The organism is Flavobacterium lipolyticum, assembly GCF_020905335.1.
GTDB lineage: Bacteria > Bacteroidota > Bacteroidia > Flavobacteriales > Flavobacteriaceae > Flavobacterium > Flavobacterium lipolyticum.
In genome coordinates, this window is record NZ_JAJJMN010000002.1 from 688,579 (window position 1) to 706,289 (window position 17,711).

Sequence of the window (17,711 nt, forward strand, 5' to 3'; positions counted from 1 at the left end):
CTACTTTTAAAATACTAATAACGCAATTATGGGAATGAATAAAAATACCATCCTGGGATGGGCTACTTTTATAATGGTGCTTATGGGCTTGTTACTTATTGGTCTTGGCGCTTTCAGATACAGAGATGTTTCAGGCTGGGGATTTGCTGCAACCGGAGTTGGTTTTATTGCAAACGCCTGGGTTTTTAACGCTTTGAAAGGAAGGGTGTAAGTTTGTTGTTAATAGTTTGTTGTTAGGACTAGAATAAATCTGAAGATTTACATATTTGGTATAAAACCAGAACATAATGCTAATATGTTACGTTATTGATTCAATCAACAACTTTAAAAACAAATGAAAGAGCTGCAATAGAAAAAAAATAAAATTAGGAGAATGATGAATTCTTTAAAGAACTGTAAAATCATAAGGAGTTAACTTTAAGTAATTCAATAATAAATAATAAACGAATAACTATAAACATAATAATAAACATAATATGTCAGACGATAAGAAAGTAATTTTCTCAATGCAAAAATTGAGTAAAACCTATCAAGGAGCAGACAAGCCAGTTCTTAAAAATATTTACTTGAGTTTCTTCTATGGAGCGAAAATTGGTATTTTAGGACTTAATGGTTCCGGAAAATCTTCACTTTTAAAAATTATTGCCGGAGTTGATAAAAACTATCAGGGTGATGTTGTTTTTCAACCGGGTTATACTGTTGGTTACTTAGAGCAAGAACCAATACTTGATGACTCAAAAACAGTTATCGAAATTGTTCGCGAAGGAGCAGCTGAAACTATGGCAGTTTTAGAAGAGTACAATCAGATTAATGATTTGTTTGGTCTTCCTGAAAACTATGAAGATCAGGATAAAATGGACAAGTTAATGGATCGTCAGGCAGCTTTACAAGATAAAATTGATGCTCTTGGTGCGTGGGAAATTGATACAAAGCTTGAAATTGCAATGGACGCCTTACGTACACCGGAAGGAGATACACCAATTAAAAACCTTTCAGGAGGAGAGCGCCGTCGTGTAGCACTATGCCGTTTGTTATTGCAACAACCTGATGTGTTACTTTTAGATGAGCCTACCAACCACCTTGATGCTGAGAGTGTTCTTTGGTTAGAGCAACATTTAGCACAATACTCAGGAACTGTAATTGCCGTAACGCACGATAGATACTTCTTAGACAATGTTGCGGGGTGGATTTTAGAATTAGACAGAGGCGAAGGTATTCCATGGAAAGGAAACTATTCTTCATGGTTGGATCAAAAATCAAACCGTATGGCTCAGGAAGAAAAAGTGGCTTCTAAAAGAAGAAAAACTTTAGAACGTGAGTTGGAGTGGGTTCGTCAGGGAGCAAAAGGTCGTCAAACGAAACAAAAAGCCCGTTTACAGAACTACGACAAATTATTGAATGAAGATCAAAAACAACTGGATGAAAATCTGGAAATCTATATCCCGAACGGTCCGCGTTTAGGAACCAATGTGATTGAAGCTAAAAATGTAGCAAAAGCTTTTGGGGATAAATTATTGTACGATAATTTGAACTTTACTTTGCCACAGGCGGGAATTGTTGGAATTATTGGGCCAAACGGTGCCGGTAAGTCGACTATTTTCAAAATGATTATGGGAGAACAACAAACTGATAGTGGAGAATTTTCAGTTGGTGAAACTGTAAAAATTGCTTACGTTGACCAGTCACATTCTAACATTGATCCAAACAAATCAATTTGGGAAAATTTTGCTGACGGTCAGGAATTGGTAATGATGGGAGGTAAACAGGTAAACTCAAGAGCTTACTTGTCACGTTTCAATTTTGGAGGTGGTGAGCAAAACAAAAAAGTATCTATGTTATCCGGTGGAGAGCGTAACCGTTTGCACTTAGCGATGACATTGAAAGAAGAAGGAAACGTGCTTTTACTCGATGAGCCTACGAATGACCTTGACGTAAATACACTTCGCGCACTTGAGGAAGGTTTAGAAAACTTCGCTGGTTGCGCTGTAATTATTTCTCACGACAGATGGTTCTTGGATAGAATCTGTACGCACATTCTTGCTTTTGAGGGAGACTCTGAAGTTTATTTCTTTGAAGGAAGTTTCTCCGATTATGAAGAAAACAAAAAGAAACGTCTTGGTGGTGATTTAACTCCAAAACGTTTGAAATACAGAAAATTGATTAGATAATATTCTAAGTAAATTTTAAAATAAAAAAAATCCCAAATTCTTATCCTATAGATTTGAATTTGGGATTTTTATTTTAAGCAGCTATTGAATTTGGGATTGGAAATTTGATATTTTTACAAAATAAGAACCTTCTTGTAAATATAAATCATCATTTTTTATCTCCATAAATCTTAAATATTTAAAATTAATAGAAGAATGCGTTTTGTATGCCCTAATTTTTAACTCATCCTTTTTATACAAATTTAAAGTATTGTTGTTAAAATTAAATTTAAAGATACCTTCCTGATCTACTAAAACATATAAATTATTCTGATTGTCAAAAGAAATATTCTTGAAACCTGAAAAAAAATAACTACGGCTAGTAGCTAATGTAGTGACTTTCCATCCATTTACGGTGTTTTCGATTTTACGGATTGAATTTCCAAGGTAGTTATTGTCTCCTCTGTCTATTACATATATTATATTATTCCTTATTATAATTTGGGATACGTCTTTAAAACTGGCATCTGCTCCAATACCATCTTTTACTTCATCTTTCCCGGAACCTGCAATCAGTGTTTCTTTGCTCAATAATGGATTTACTTCTTTTATCGTAAGTGAACCAGTATCAAAAACAATATAAGAATCGTTAGTATAATTACAAATCGCATTTAAAATGATAGGTTTAGAATTTGTAACTCCTAAAGGTTTCATTGTGTAATAACTAGCAACTGATTTGTAATTATTTGTAAAATTATAAATCATATTCCCTACTTCATGATCATTAGTTGTTATCAGAATTTCGTTTTTTTCATTCTTGGTCAATCTATTATAAAAAAAACGTAAGTCGTGAAAAGTTTTAAGTACAGCTACTTTACCATTTCTATCAATCGTGTATAAATTTGCCAGTACGGCTCCTCTTCCGGCAATATAAACTATGTTATTGTTATCGACAACGAAACCATCAATTTCAGTCGGAATTTCAGAATCTGTTATATAGTCCGCTATTAATTCTCCAGGAATGTTTTGATCATTTTCATTATTACTGCATGATGTTAACACTACTAATAAAATCATTAAACGTATTATTTTTTCTTTCATTTGTTTAAACTATTTTTTAAGATGTAAGATGAGATTATTTTTTATAAAAACTTCGCTTTCAATTCCGGAGTAGGAATCATACAGCTTTCTTTTTTACCATACCAATTGTATCTGTTTTTAGCAACATAATCATAAATACGGTCGCTGATAAAAATGGGAATAATCCTAAAAATTTCTGAAAGCCTCCAAAGACCACCAAATTCTTTTGCAATAGCTATTACTGCTGAAGATTTATAAAAGTAAGCAGAGTCAGGATTCAATAATAAAATACTGTCCATTTTTGCAAAACTAATCCCCAACTGCTTACAAATCGAAATCCCTAATTCTGATTGCAAAGCTACAAATCTGAAAATGTCATTTTTGTCATGCTTGATTATAAATTGTACGGCAGAGTTACAGAGATTGCAGATGCCATCAAAGAGAACTATTTTTTTATTTGCGGGTAAATCAATCATTTTTTAAACATGTACTATTTTGAAGGAACAATTCCTTTATTTATTTTATCTATTGTTGTTTTGTTTTCAATAGCATTTAAAGATTAAAAACGGCTTTGATAAAACATTTTTAAGAGGCTATTAAAATAAAGTGATCTTCTTATTAATTTTTAAAGAATTAATGCTTTAAATCTCTTTATTTTAATTTTTACCAAGAAAAACGCCAATTTTACTACTTTTTTACTGCTTCAACCAACTCCAGCTCGTCTAAACTTACTTTCGAAGTGAAAATGCCATAATTTACCGTTGCTTTATTTTTTTCTATCGCGTCAATACTTCCAACAGATCTTCCGTCAAGCATTCTTACACGATCACCAACTTTTAGAATTGGTTTTGGTTTTTCGACTATAGGTTTAAGTTTCTTTTCTTTTTTCTCCTTTCGAATTTCTTCTACTTTAACAGTGATTTCGGCAATTACTTCTTTTTTCTTTTCAATTATTGCTTTCGTTTCTTTTGGAGTAACTTTTTTGCGTTTTGAATTTTCAATCTCGACTATTTTCAAAAATTCACCAATAAGTTCCTTTTTGTTTTTATTGTTAAAGTATTTCTCTGAAATGTCTTCGATTTTCTGACCGATATAAATGGTTTTCTGATTACTATCGTACAGTTCCTGATAACTTTCCAGTTTTTGCTTGATCTTAACGTTGATGTTTTCCATCTTTTTGCTTTCTTCACGAGCCCTGGTTTCTTCCTCTTTCAGATTAAGAGAAGTTTTTTCAAGCTTAGAACGCTCCTTTTGAAGGGTTGCAATCGTTTTATCAAAACGTACTTTGCCCACTTCAATTTTCTTTTTTGCACGATTAATCAATCCAAAAGGAATTCCGTTTTTTAAAGCTACTTCAAAAGTAAATGAACTTCCGGCCTGACCTAAAGCCAGTTTGTACATAGGTTCTAAAGTTTTTTCATCAAACATCATGTTGGCATTGGTTGCGTATGGCAATTCATTAGCCAAAATCTTTAGATTGGAATAATGAGTGGTTATAATCCCGAAAGCTTCACGATGATAAAATTCTTCCAGGAATATCTCTGCCAAAGCACCACCTAATTCCGGATCAGACCCTGTACCAAATTCATCAATTAAGAACATAGTCTTCTTGTTGCATTTTTTCAGGAAGTAGTTCATGTTCTTTAATCGGTAGCTATAGGTACTCAGGTGATTTTCAATAGATTGATTGTCTCCAATATCTGTTAAAATCCTGTCAAACAAAAAGGTTTCGCTTCGTTCGTGAACCGGAATAAGCATCCCGGATTGCAGCATTAATTGTAATAAACCTACCGTTTTTAGCGAAATTGTTTTACCACCTGCATTAGGTCCTGAAATCACAATGATACGATTATCCTGCTTTAGCTCAATGGTTTGCGGATGAGTAACTTCATTTTTCTGTTTGTTGTTCAGATATAAAATCGGATGATACGCTTCTCTAAAAAACAACCTTCTTTCTTCTGTAATAGTAGGCAAAATTCCGTTGATTCGATTTGCATATTTTGCTTTTCCGGCTACAACATCAATATCACTCAAAAAATCCTGATATTCAATTAATAAAGGCAAGTACGGACGAATTGCATTTGATAATTGCTTCAAAATTCGGGTAATTTCTTCCTTCTCTTCGTATTCTAAATTGGCTAATTCTCTGGAGTATTTTAATGTAGCTTCAGGTTCGATATAAGCAATACTTCCGGTTTTCGAACTTCCTAAAATAGAGCCCTTCACTTTTCGTCGGTACATGGCTAAAACGGCCAAAACTCTTCGGTTTTGCACAAAACTTTCTTTGATATCATCAAGATAACCAAGGCTATTGTACTGTGTAAGAGCGACCCCGAAACTTTGATTTACTTTACCGCGAACCAGGTTCATACCCTGACGAATACTCAGTAAAGCCGGCGAAGCATTGTCTTTTATTTCACCATATTTGTCTACAATCGCATCAATAGTGGTCACAATATCTTTTGTGTATTCAACACGTGAAGCTCTCGCATTTAAATTTGGATAATAATCATCAAACTTTTTAAGGAAATTTAGTAAAAAGTTGGAAGTCGAAGAGAGTGTAGCAATTTTTCTAAAACTTCCCACTTCAAGAAAACTATCTTCAATTGCCAAAAACTTAATCTCGTGAGTTATAGCGTCAAATCCGTGATTGGGAATGGCGTTATTATTTTGAAAAGAGGAAACATATTCTGATGTTTGCATCAAAGCCTGCATCAAAGTTTCCTGATCTCTAAAAGGTGTTATTTGTAAAGCTTTTTCTTTTCCTATATCAGTATTACAGCCGGCTGAAATGGTTTCGAGTACCGTAGGAAATTGTAAATCTTGTAATGTTTTTTCGGTTATAGATATCATTATATATCGTAAGTTGTAAAGGTTCAAAGTTACAAAGTTTTGAAACGAAATAGCACTATTAATTAGTACTTTGAAGAAAACTTTGCTTAATTTGTGATAAAATTTAAAAAATGGAAATCAATCTTTCTCCTGATTGGGAAACGGTATTAAAAGATGAAAATCAAAAAACTTATTTTTCTGAGCTAATGAAAACTTTGGAAATTGAATATCAAACATATACTTGTTATCCACCTGCAGAATTGATTTTCTCCGCTTTTAATACCTGTACTTTTCAAAACTTAAAAGTTGTCATCATAGGACAAGATCCTTATCATGGAGAAGGAGAGGCGAATGGATTGAGTTTTTCTGTAAATGATTCCGTTAAAATTCCACCGTCACTGCGAAATATTTACAGAGAACTAAATGACGATCTCGATTCGATCTTTATGCCAACTTCGGGCAATCTTGAAAAGTGGGCAAAACAAGGTGTTTTACTCTTAAATGCATCCTTGACGGTTCGCAAAGACAGCCCAAATAGTCATAAACATTTGAAGTGGAATTTGTTTACAGACGCTGTAATTCAAGCCATTTCGGATCAAAAGGAGAATGTTGTTTTCCTGTTATGGGGAAGCTTTGCTCAGAAAAAAGGCGCTAAAATTGATCGTTCCAAACATTGCGTTTTAGAATCCGGACATCCTTCACCTATGAGTGCTAATCAGGGAAAATGGTTCGGAAACAAACATTTTAGCAAAACCAATGATTTTTTGAAATCCAAAGCAATCAAAGAAATCGACTGGCTGTAGAAACGGATAACTAGTTAGAATCAGTTTTTAGCACAACAAAAATGTTGCTGATTACTACAAATGACAGACCTATTCTTTAGTGTCTTTTTTAATGATCTCTTCCAGAATAGCTTTGTTCTCGTAGTTGATTACCTTTAAAATAATCTCTTGATTTTTAGCTGTTTTACCTTCAATGATGTAAAGTTTTCCTTTACTTACAGGCACATTGCTTTTGTCAAAATCAACATCACCAAATGTCAGTGTACTTTTAATATCTGCGGTGTCAACCCATTTTTCATTTAAAGTCTGAATTGCTTTTTCGGAATACTGAAAAGGCTTAGTGCGTAAATTATTTAAAACTCTGGCATTTGGAAAGTAGTTGCAACGTGTATCTTTTCCACTGAACACAAGGGCTACAAAAAAGCATCCCATAACCAAACCAATCAAATAATATGCAAAACGATGTACGAACTTCATGAAATATATTTTTTGCAAAGGTACACTAAAGTTCCCTTAAAATACAAGTAAATTAATATCGTTGTCCGGCAAATCAAACCATTCCCCAATTGCTTTACTGGTCAGGATTCCGTGATACATGTAAATTCCATTTTTTAATCCTTTATTGCATCGTATAGCACTTTCCAAACCGCCGTCTTCCGCAATTTGAAGCAAATAAGGAGTAAGGATATTGCTTATGGATAATGAAGCTGTTTTAGAATATCTGGAAGGGATATTAGGCACACAATAGTGCAGCACATTGCTTTTTATAAAGGTTGGTTTTTCGTGAGTGGTAACTTCTGAAGTTTCAAAACAGCCTCCGGTGTCAATACTCACATCTACAATTACAGCACCTTTTTTCATGTGTTCGACCATTGTTTCCGTAACAATAATAGGACAACGCTCTTTACCGCGCATGGCACCAATTGCCACGTCACAACGTCTTAAAGCTTTTAGTAGTGCTTTTTGCTGAACAGTTGAAGTAAAAATACGTTGATTAAGACTGTTCTGTAAACGACGTAATTTAGTAATTGAATTGTCAAAAACTTTCACATTTGCCCCCAGTCCTATGGCCGTTTTTGCAGCAAACTCACCAACGGTTCCAGCACCCAGAATAACAACATCAGTAGGAGGGACTCCAGTGATATTACCAAACAAGAGACCTTTTCCAAACTCGTCCGTAATCATTAATTCGGCTGCGATAAGAATAGAAGCTGTTCCTGCAATCTCACTTAGTGATTTCACAGCAGGATAGGAGCCATCTTCGTCTTTTATGTACTCAAAAGCCAGTGCCGTTATTTTTTTCTGTGCTAAAGCTTCAAAGTATGCCTTCTTCTTAGTTTTTAATTGAATGGCCGAAATTATGATAGTTTCCGGATTGATCATTTCAATCTCGGCTGTTGTAGGAGGTTCTACCTTAAGAAGCATTGGACAGCCAAACACTTTCTTTGTATCATTTGTTACTTCAGCTCCTGCATCAGAGTACTCTTTATCACTATAACTGGAGCTTTCTCCGGCTCCTGATTCAATCATTACCCTATGCCCCTCATAGGTCAACGCACTAACAGCATCCGGAGTCAGACAAATACGACGTTCCTGATAACTTGTTTCTTTAGGAATTCCTATAAAAAGCTCACTTTTGAATCGGCCAATTTCAAGTTTTTCTTCTTGTGGCAACAATTGCTGTTTCGTAAATGGGGTTAAGGTAATTGACATGGGTTGTGCAAAAAATTAAGAGTACAAATTACGTAAAAAGTTTTAAAATCAATGTAAAAATTCTGCTAATAGTTGTTTAAGAATTATAACAGAATTTTTTCCATTTTTATATCAGCTCTTTCGTAACTCACGTCACCCAAAGGAACTTCAGTAAAACCAAATTTCTCATACAAATGAAGTGCAGGAAGCAGTATGCGATTGGAATACAAAAACAGCTTTTTAATATGGTTCTCTTTTGCAACAGTCATGCAATGTGTTAACAGTTTGTTTCCAACTCCAAGGCCTTGTGCTTGATCCGAAACAGCCATTTTACTCAATTCAAAGGTAATGTGATCAACTTTCATTAAGGAAACAGTTCCGATAATTTCACCGTTATATCTGGCATAGAAGATTAATCCGCCTTTATCGATAATTTCTTCTTGTGGGTTAGAAAGTACCAACTCGTCTTTTTCTTCTACTTTAAAATACTTTTTAAGCCATTCCAGATTTAGAATCTTAATGTGTTCTTTTAAATCAGTTGAAAAAGAGATAATTTCTACGGTATTTTGGGTATTCATTTTTATTTTCTTAGTGTCTTTATGTAGACCTTTCGCCTTTTGTTGAAAGTTTTAGGATAATTTTAATTCTCTTTTTCCATCTGCCAGCAGTTCAATTGTGATGGTTGAAGTTTCTTCCGGCAGTAAGCTTGCAATTTTCTCAGACCATTCAATAAAACACCAATTTCCGGAATACAAGTAATCGTCAACTCCCATGTCTAGTGCTTCCGTTTCTTTGTTTAATCTATAAAAATCAAAGTGGTAAACAATTTGATTGTTAGAAGTATAATATTCATTAACCAAAGAGAAGGTTGGACTACTGGTTGCATCCTGAACTCCCAGGTTTTTACACAATTGTTTGATTAAGGTAGTTTTTCCAACACCCATTTCTCCATTGAAAAGAATGATTTTTTTTGGATTTGCTGCTAAAATTTGCGTGGCTACTTCTCTGATTTGATCTAATGAAAAAACGATGTTCATTTTTTGTTTGTTTTAATTAGTCTCAGTTTTCAGTCTCAGCTCTAAACTGAGACTGAAAACTGAGACTGAGAACTTTTTCTATTTAGGGTTAAATACCAAAAACGGAATAATCATTTCTTCTAACGAAATCCCTCCGTGCTGGTAAGTGTTTTTATAATAACTCACATAGTGGTTGTAGTTGTTTACATAGGCTAAAAAGTAATCGTTTTTAGCAAAAATAAACGAACTACTCATGTTAATCGCTGGCAAACCAATGGCTTTAGGCTCTTTAACGACATACACATCTTTTTGTTCGTATGTTAAACTACGACCGGTTTTGTAGCGCAAATTTAAACTTGTATTTTTATCTCCAACCACTTTCGACGGATTTTTTACATTAATAGTACCGTGATCTGTTGTCAAAATCAATTTAAAACCTAAAAGTTGTGCCTGTTGAATAATTTCGAGCAGTGGCGAGTTCTTAAACCAGCTTAAAGTGAGTGAGCGATAGGCTTTGTCATCTGAAGCCAGTTCTTTTACCACTTCCATTTCAGTTTTGGCGTGCGAAAGCATGTCAACAAAATTATAAACTACAGTTACAAGATCATTTCCTTTTAAAGCTTTGAAATTTTCTGCCAATTTTTTTCCTCCTGCGTAATTGGTGATTTTGAAATAATCTTCTTTAATATTTAAACCTAAGCGTTTTAATTGCGCTGATAGAAATTCGGCTTCAAAAAGGTTTTTTCCACCATCTTCAACATCGTTCTTCCAATATTGCGGAAACTGTTTTTCCATCTCTATCGGTAATAAACCTGAAAAGATTGCATTACGGGCATATTGTGTGGCGGTTGGAAGAATAGAAAAATAAGGAACCTCTTTTTCCAGTTTATAATAATTAGAAACCACCGTTTCAAAAGATTTCCATTGATCATAACGCAGGTTGTCAATTACCACAAATAAAATAGGCTTATCCTTCTTTTTAAGCTCCGGAACTACTAATTCTTTGAATAAATTGTGCGATTGAACAGGCTTGTCCGCCTTTGGAGCAAACCAGTCTTCATAATTTCTCTCGATATATTTTCCGAATTGCGAATTGGCTTCTACTTTCTGAGACTCCAGAATTTCTATCATTGCCTGATCGTTAATATTCTCCAGTTCCAACTCCCAAAAGATTAATTTCTTGTAGAGTTCAATCCAATCTTCAAAAGAATTAACCATAGCCAATTCCATGGAGATTTTTCTAAACTCCTTTTGATAATCCAATGTCGTTTTTTCAGAAATTAATCTCGAATGATCTAGATTTTTCTTTAGACTTAACAGAATCTGATTCGGATTCACCGGTTTTATGAGATAATCGGCAATTTTGGAACCAATAGCTTCTTCCATGATATACTCTTCCTCGCTTTTGGTAATCATAATCATCGGAATAGCTGATTTCTTCTCTTTCATTTCCGAAAGCGTTTCCAGACCACTCATTCCGGGCATATTTTCATCTAAAAAAACAATATCAAAATTATCTTCTTCAAATAGTGTAATCGCATCTAAACCATTGTTAGAGGTGGTTACAACGTAGTTTTTTTTCTCCAGAAATAATATATGTGGTTTTAAAAGATCGATTTCATCATCGACCCAAAGTATTTTTATCTTGTCCATAAACGATTTTAATTTTTAATGCAATTTATAAGTATAGAACTTAAAAAGTATTAAAAATAGTATAAAATTCAGAATTAAGAATGGTTAATTTTTCTAAAAATCTTTTCAATATAATATTATCATATTGATTTTCAAAGGGAACCTTTGTTGATTTTTAAGTAAAAAACGCAAAGTTGTTTATGGTTAATTACTTATATTTGTTCACCTAAAAATAACCAAATAGTGACTCATATCAATAAGTTAAAAATATTCAATGATCCCATTTATGGGTTTATCTCCATACCGAACGAACTTATTTACGATTTAATTCAGCACCCTTATTTTCAGCGTTTACGCCGTATTTCGCAAATGGGTCTGTCGTATTTGGTTTATCCCGGAGCAAATCATACGCGTTTTCATCATGCCTTAGGCTGTATGCACTTAATGCAAAAATCAGTAGATACACTTCGTTTTAAAGGAGTTGCAATTTCGACTGAAGAAGAGAATGCGTTATATATAGCCATTTTACTACACGATATAGGTCACGGACCTTTTTCGCATGCCATGGAAAAGAGTATCGTAGAAGATGTGCATCATGAGGCCATTTCATTGTTGTTTATGAACAGGCTCAACGAAGAGTTTGAAGGAAAACTAAGTCTGGCTATTCAGGTTTTTAAAGGCGATTACCACCGAAAATTCATGTTACAACTGATCTCAAGTCAGCTCGACATGGACCGAATGGATTATTTAAAAAGAGACAGTTTTTATACTGGTGTAGCCGAGGGAAATGTAAATTCTGAGCGTTTGATTCAGATGATGAATGTAGTTGACGGTACTTTGGTAATTGAAGAAAAAGGAATTTATTCTGTGGAAAAGTTTCTGCTTTCAAGAAGATTGATGTATTGGCAGGCTTATTTGCATAAAACAAGTCTCGTGGCAGAATTAATTTTGATGAAGGTACTAAAAAGAGCTAAAGAACTTACTCTAAAAGGCATTATTCTGCCGTGCAGTGAGCCGCTTTTGTATTTCATGAAGAACAGAGTCACTCTGGAGGATTTTGATGCTGAAAAATTAGACCTATTTTCTCAACTGGATGATTTTGATATTATTAGCGCTTTAAAAGCTTGGCAAAAGCACAATGATTTTATACTTTCTACTTTAAGTAAAATGCTTATTAATAGAGATTTACTTAAAATTAAGCTTACCGCAGAAAAAATACCTGTCGAAGAATTACAATCGCTGAAGGAAGAATTTGCTAACGAACACCATATTACACAATTAGAAGCCGGTTATTTTATTTTTGGTGGAAAAATTAAAAATCAAGCTTATAGCAAAGAAGCTGAACCCATACGAATTTTGAAAAAAGACAAAACAATTGAAGATGTTGTAGAAGCATCTGACCAATTGAATTTGAGGTCATTATCTAAATTGGTAACAAAATATTACATCTGTTTCCCAAAACAACTTATCTAAAATTAACATTTAAAATCTATTTTTTATATTTTTGTCGCAATGAAATTTACAGCAGAACAAATAGCGGGAATTTTAGAAGGAGAAGTTGTTGGGAATCCCAATGTAGAAGTTTCTCGGTTATCTAAAATAGAAGAAGGTGAGGAGGGATCGCTTACTTTTTTGGCCAATCCAAAATATATCAATCATATATATACCACAAAAGCATCTGTAACAATTGTTAATGATAGCTTTATTCCGGAACAGGAAATCACTACAACTTTAATAAAAGTGGAAGACGCTTATGCTTCTTTCTCTAAACTTCTACAGTTTTACAATCAGGTTAAATTAAACAAAAATGGTATAGAAGCACAGTCTTTTATAACAGAAGGAACTAAATATGGAGAGAATTTATATTTAGGAAGCTTTAGTTACATTGGACAAAACGTGGTTCTGGGCGACAATGTAAAAATTTATCCGAACAGTTTTATTGGAGATAATGTTGTTATTGGTGATAATGTGTATATTTTTGCAGGCGCTAAAATTTATTCCGAAACTATAATTGGTAACAATTGCACTATTCATTCCGGAACTATTATTGGTGCGGATGGTTTTGGTTTTGTACCAAATGACGAAGGAGTATACAGTAAGGTACCACAAATTGGTAACGTTATTATTGAAGACAATGTTGATATTGGTGCTAACACTACCATTGACAGAGCAACTCTTGGTTCAACTATTATCCGACAAGGAGTTAAATTAGACAATCAGATTCAGATTGCGCACAATGTTGAAATTGGCAAAAATACTGTAATTGCAGCGCAATCAGGTGTGGCCGGTTCAACTAAAATTGGCGAGAACTGTATGATTGGCGGACAAGTAGGTATCGCAGGACACTTGACTATAGGTAACAATGTCAGATTGCAGGCTCAATCAGGAGTAGCAAGAAATATTAAAGATGATGAAATTCTACAAGGGACACCGTCTCTTGGTTATACTGATTTTAACAAATCGTATGTTCATTTCAAGAATCTGCCTAAAATAGTTTCCGAAGTAGAAGAATTAAAAAAACAAATAATAAACCCAAAAAATGGAAATAATGGTTAAACAGAAGACCATCAAAAATGAAATTTCACTAACAGGCGTTGGATTACACACTGGGAAAGAAGTTACAATGACTTTTAAACCAGCTCCAATAAATAATGGTTTCACTTTTGTAAGAGTAGATTTGCAAGGTCAGCCGGTCATTGAGGCTGATGCTAACTATGTTGTTAATACGCAAAGAGGTACTAATTTAGAAAAACTTGGCGTAAAAATTCAAACTCCTGAACATGTTTTGGCGGCATTAGTTGGATGTGATCTTGACAATGTTATTATAGAATTAGATGCTTCAGAACTTCCTATCATGGATGGTTCTTCAAAATATTTTGTGGAAGCAATTGAAAAAGCTGAAATAGAAGAGCAAGACGCTAAACGTAACGTTTATGTAGTAAAAGAAGTAATATCATTTACAGACGAAACGACCGGAAGCGAGATCTTGGTTATGCCTAGCGACGATTATCAGGTGACTACAATGGTAGATTTTGGGACTAAAGTTTTAGGGACCCAGAATGCTACTATGAAAAGTATAGCTGATTTTAAAAATGAAATTGCAAGTTCAAGAACTTTTAGTTTCTTACACGAATTAGAGTCATTACTAGAGCACGGTTTAATTAAAGGTGGTGATTTAAATAATGCAATCGTATATGTAGACAAAGAAATTTCGGAATCTACTATGGCGAATTTAAAGAAAGCTTTCGGGAAAGATGAAATTTCGGTAAAACCAAATGGTGTTCTTGATAATCTTACTTTACACTATCCAAACGAAGCAGCAAGACATAAGCTTCTTGATGTAATTGGAGATTTATCTCTTATCGGAGTTCGTATACAAGGAAAAATTATCGCCAACAAACCAGGGCATTTTGTAAATACACAGTTTGCTAAAAAGTTAGCTAAAATTATCAAGATTGAGCAAAGAAATCATGTACCTGTTTATGATTTAAATCAGGAACCTTTGATGGATATTCATAAAATCATGGCGATGCTTCCTCACAGACCTCCATTCTTGTTGATTGACAGAATTATCGAGATGTCTGATCGTCACGTGGTTGGTTTGAAGAATGTAACCATGAACGAAAATTTCTTTGTTGGACATTTCCCAGAAGCACCGGTTATGCCGGGGGTATTAATTGTGGAAGCAATGGCACAAACGGGTGGAATTTTGGTTTTAAGCACAGTTCCGGATCCCGAAAATTATTTGACTTACTTTATGAAAATTGATAATGTCAAATTCAAACACAAAGTATTGCCAGGTGATACCTTAATTTTCAAATGCGAATTGATTTCTCCAATCAGAAGAGGGATCTGTCATATGCAGGCAAATGCTTACGCAAATGGGAAATTAGTGACCGAGGCAGAATTAATGGCTCAAATTGCGAGAAAACAATAATAATTAATCAATTTTATTGTTTAGGTTTGTTGCCCAAATTAGACTATTTTAATTTAAAATATAAAAAATACATATGAATCAACCATTAGCATATGTTCATCCTGGCGCTAAAATCGCTAAAAATGTTGTAATTGAACCTTTTACAACAATTCACAATAATGTTATTATTGGTGATGGTACTTGGATTGGTTCAAATGTGACGATCATGGAAGGTGCCCGCATTGGTAAAAATTGCAATATTTTTCCGGGAGCGGTTATTTCTGCGGTACCACAAGATTTGAAGTTCGGCGGAGAAGATTCTCTAGCTATTATTGGAGATAACTGTACAATTAGAGAATGTGTTACGATCAACAGAGGTACAGTGGCCTCCGGACAAACTATTCTTGGAAACAATTGTTTAGTTATGGCTTACGCTCACATTGCACACGATTGCGAAATTGGCAATAATGCCATCATTGTAAACGGTGTTGCACTTGCAGGTCACGTAGTTGTTGGAAACCACGCTGTAATTGGTGGTTTAGCAGCGATTCATCAGTTTATTCATATCGGAGATCATGCTATGATTTCGGGTGGATCATTGGTTAGAAAAGACGTTCCTCCTTATACAAAAGCAGCAAAAGAACCTTTGTCGTATGTAGGGATTAATTCAGTAGGTTTAAGAAGAAGAGGTTTCAGTACTGAGAAAATCAGAGAAATTCAGGAAATCTATAGAATTTTATACCAAAAGAATTACAACACGACGCAGGCTTTAAGTATTATTGAAGCTGAAATGGAAGCAACTCCTGAAAGAGATGAAATTCTGGATTTTATCCGAAATTCATCTAGAGGAATCATGAAAGGATATTCCGGAAACTATTAATTTTAGAGTTTAGATTTCTGATTTTAGATTTCTAAGTTGAAAAAATTGAAAATTGAAAATTAAAAATATTAATATAAAAATGAAGATTTATTCTATAGCTGGAATCTAAAATCTACATTCTAAAATCAAAAATAAAAAAATGGCATCTACATCAGATATTAGAAACGGATTGTGTATTAAATTCAACCACGATATTTTTAAAATTGTTGAATTTCTTCACGTAAAACCTGGAAAAGGACCTGCTTTCGTAAGAACAAAATTAAGAAGTTTAACATCAGGGAAAGTATTGGATAATACATTTTCTGCTGGACATAAAATTGATGTTATTCGTGTAGAAACGCATAACTACCAGTTTTTATATGCTGAAGGTGATGAGTTTCATTTTATGAACACAGAATCTTTCGAGCAAATCTCTCTAAATAAAAACATTTTAGATGCTCCGGGATTATTGAAAGAAGGAACAAGTGTAATGGTTCAGGTAAATACTGAAACTGACTTGCCTTTATCAGTAGATATGCCATCTTCTGTAATTCTTGAAGTTACTTATGCTGAGCCGGGAGTAAAAGGAAATACAGCTACAAATGCTACAAAAAACGCGACAGTAGAAACTGGAGCGTCTGTAAACGTTCCTTTGTTCATCAACGAAGGTGATAAAATTAAAATTGATACAGCTTCAGGTTCTTACATGGAGCGTGTAAAGGAGTAGTTTTTATGAGTTTTCAGTTTTCAGTCGCAGTTATCAGTTTGTTAATGCAGATTGAAAACTGAGACTGAAAACTGAGACTGAAAACTAAATAAATATATGAAATTTCCAAAGAGTCATTCTTTACAAGAAATTGCAAATTTGCTTGACTGCGAATTTATTGGTGACCAAAACTTTCCTGTTTTAGGCATGAACGAGATACATGTCGTTGAAGCCGGAGATATTGTTTTTGTTGACCATCCTAAATATTATGACAAAGCTTTACAATCGGCGGCTACTATAGTTTTGATTAACAAAAAAGTAGATTGTCCTGAAGGTAAAGCCCTTCTAATTTCTGATGATCCTTTCAGAGATTTTAATATCTTAACCAAACACTTCAGACCATTTCAAGGCACCAATGTGTCGATTGCACTCTCTGCAACTATCGGAGAAGGTACTGTAATTCAGCCCAACTGTTTTATCGGAAACAATGTTACCATTGGTAAAAACTGTCTGATTCACCCCAATGTCACTATTTACGATCATACCGTAATTGGCGACAACGTAATGATTCATGCCGGAACTATTTTAGGAGCCGATGCTTTTTATTACAAAAAACGTCCTGAGGGGTTCGATCAGTTAATTTCCGGAGGAAGAGTAGTTATCGAAGACAATGTCGGCATAGGAGCGCTGTGTACAATTGACAAAGGTGTTACTGGTGATACCACTATTGGTGAAGGTACAAAATTGGACAATCAGGTACATGTTGGACATGATACTGTAATTGGTAAAAAATGTTTAATTGCTTCACAAACTGGTATTGCCGGATGTGTAATAATTGAAGATGAAGTTACCATTTGGGGACAGGTAGGAACAACCAGTGGCATTACAATAGGAGCAAAGGCTGTTATTATGGGACAAACAGGAGTTACCAAATCAGTTGAAGGAGGAAAGTCTTATTTCGGAACCCCAATCGAAGAATCGAGAGAAAAGTTAAAACAAATGGCCAATATCAAAAAGATTCCTGAAATTCTAAATAAATTGAAGTAATT

At 34.2% G+C, this 17,711-nt stretch carries 17 protein-coding genes; 9 read left to right on the forward strand and 8 right to left on the reverse strand.

Annotation, left to right across the window (positions count from 1 at the left end):
* The first annotated feature begins 28 nt into the window (after window positions 1–28).
* Both LNQ34_RS19490 and ettA read left to right on the forward strand, forming a co-directional pair.
* Window positions 29–211 (forward strand): CAL67264 family membrane protein, encoded by a 183-nt coding sequence (locus LNQ34_RS19490; RefSeq protein ID WP_017497526.1) that lies wholly within the window; start codon window positions 29–31, stop codon window positions 209–211.
* A gap of 265 nt (window positions 212–476) precedes the next feature.
* On the forward strand, window positions 477–2,168 hold the full coding sequence (ettA, locus tag LNQ34_RS19495) for an energy-dependent translational throttle protein EttA (RefSeq protein ID WP_026110094.1): 1,692 nt from the start codon (window positions 477–479) through the stop codon (window positions 2,166–2,168).
* Window positions 2,169–2,249: 81 nt separating this feature from the next.
* On the opposite strand, the gene LNQ34_RS19500 is transcribed toward ettA, so the two are convergent.
* From LNQ34_RS19500 to LNQ34_RS19510, 3 genes are all read right to left on the reverse strand, one after another.
* Window positions 2,250–3,248 (reverse strand): NHL repeat-containing protein, encoded by a 999-nt coding sequence (locus tag LNQ34_RS19500; protein WP_230000942.1) that lies wholly within the window; start codon window positions 3,246–3,248, stop codon window positions 2,250–2,252.
* Window positions 3,249–3,289: 41 nt separating this feature from the next.
* On the reverse strand, window positions 3,290–3,703 hold the full coding sequence (locus tag LNQ34_RS19505; protein ID WP_202704192.1) for a thiol-disulfide oxidoreductase DCC family protein: 414 nt from the start codon (window positions 3,701–3,703) through the stop codon (window positions 3,290–3,292).
* A gap of 211 nt (window positions 3,704–3,914) precedes the next feature.
* Complete coding sequence (locus tag LNQ34_RS19510; RefSeq protein WP_202704193.1) at window positions 3,915–6,080, reverse strand: endonuclease MutS2; 2,166 nt, start codon at window positions 6,078–6,080, stop codon at window positions 3,915–3,917.
* Window positions 6,081–6,190: 110 nt separating this feature from the next.
* Here LNQ34_RS19510 and LNQ34_RS19515 point away from each other — a divergent pair, with 110 nt between their 5' ends.
* Window positions 6,191–6,862, forward strand: a complete 672-nt coding sequence (locus LNQ34_RS19515) for a uracil-DNA glycosylase (protein WP_230000943.1) — start codon at window positions 6,191–6,193, stop codon at window positions 6,860–6,862.
* A 69-nt stretch (window positions 6,863–6,931) separates the two neighbouring features.
* Here LNQ34_RS19515 and LNQ34_RS19520 read toward each other — a convergent pair whose 3' ends face one another.
* The 5 genes from LNQ34_RS19520 to porX form a co-directional block, all read right to left on the reverse strand.
* A complete protein-coding gene (locus LNQ34_RS19520; protein ID WP_202704195.1) occupies window positions 6,932–7,318 on the reverse strand; it encodes a DUF4258 domain-containing protein in 387 nt (128 codons plus the stop codon).
* A 36-nt stretch (window positions 7,319–7,354) separates the two neighbouring features.
* Window positions 7,355–8,554, reverse strand: coding sequence for an alanine dehydrogenase (locus LNQ34_RS19525; protein ID WP_202704196.1), 1,200 nt, complete (start codon window positions 8,552–8,554; stop codon window positions 7,355–7,357).
* Window positions 8,555–8,637: 83 nt separating this feature from the next.
* On the reverse strand, window positions 8,638–9,111 hold the full coding sequence (locus LNQ34_RS19530; RefSeq protein WP_230000944.1) for a GNAT family N-acetyltransferase: 474 nt from the start codon (window positions 9,109–9,111) through the stop codon (window positions 8,638–8,640).
* 51 nt (window positions 9,112–9,162) lie between these two features.
* Window positions 9,163–9,570 (reverse strand): tRNA (adenosine(37)-N6)-threonylcarbamoyltransferase complex ATPase subunit type 1 TsaE, encoded by a 408-nt coding sequence (tsaE, locus tag LNQ34_RS19535; protein WP_202704198.1) that lies wholly within the window; start codon window positions 9,568–9,570, stop codon window positions 9,163–9,165.
* 78 nt (window positions 9,571–9,648) lie between these two features.
* The gene (gene porX, locus LNQ34_RS19540; protein WP_202704199.1) at window positions 9,649–11,202 is read right to left on the reverse strand and encodes a T9SS response regulator signal transducer PorX; all 1,554 of its coding nucleotides are present in this window, start codon (window positions 11,200–11,202) and stop codon (window positions 9,649–9,651) included.
* A 222-nt stretch (window positions 11,203–11,424) separates the two neighbouring features.
* Between porX and LNQ34_RS19545 the strand changes: the two genes are divergently transcribed.
* From LNQ34_RS19545 to LNQ34_RS19570, 6 genes are all read left to right on the forward strand, one after another.
* Window positions 11,425–12,654 carry an HD domain-containing protein gene (locus tag LNQ34_RS19545; RefSeq protein WP_202704248.1) on the forward strand — a complete coding sequence of 410 codons (1,230 nt, stop codon included), beginning with the start codon at window positions 11,425–11,427 and terminating at the stop codon, window positions 12,652–12,654.
* 39 nt (window positions 12,655–12,693) lie between these two features.
* Window positions 12,694–13,737: a UDP-3-O-(3-hydroxymyristoyl)glucosamine N-acyltransferase gene (gene lpxD, locus LNQ34_RS19550; protein WP_017497515.1), complete on the forward strand. Its 1,044-nt coding sequence runs from the start codon at window positions 12,694–12,696 to the stop codon at window positions 13,735–13,737.
* Entirely contained in the window at window positions 13,730–15,118 is a 1,389-nt protein-coding gene (locus tag LNQ34_RS19555; protein WP_026110093.1) for a bifunctional UDP-3-O-[3-hydroxymyristoyl] N-acetylglucosamine deacetylase/3-hydroxyacyl-ACP dehydratase, read from the forward strand. Before lpxD ends, LNQ34_RS19555 begins: the two co-directional genes overlap by 8 nt.
* 73 nt (window positions 15,119–15,191) lie before the next feature.
* Entirely contained in the window at window positions 15,192–15,977 is a 786-nt protein-coding gene (gene lpxA / locus LNQ34_RS19560) for an acyl-ACP--UDP-N-acetylglucosamine O-acyltransferase (protein WP_017497513.1), read from the forward strand.
* A 139-nt stretch (window positions 15,978–16,116) separates the two neighbouring features.
* The gene (efp, locus tag LNQ34_RS19565; protein WP_017497512.1) at window positions 16,117–16,683 is read left to right on the forward strand and encodes an elongation factor P; all 567 of its coding nucleotides are present in this window, start codon (window positions 16,117–16,119) and stop codon (window positions 16,681–16,683) included.
* A 96-nt stretch (window positions 16,684–16,779) separates the two neighbouring features.
* Window positions 16,780–17,709: a UDP-3-O-(3-hydroxymyristoyl)glucosamine N-acyltransferase gene (locus tag LNQ34_RS19570; RefSeq protein WP_089077628.1), complete on the forward strand. Its 930-nt coding sequence runs from the start codon at window positions 16,780–16,782 to the stop codon at window positions 17,707–17,709.
* Window positions 17,710–17,711 lie beyond the last annotated feature (2 nt).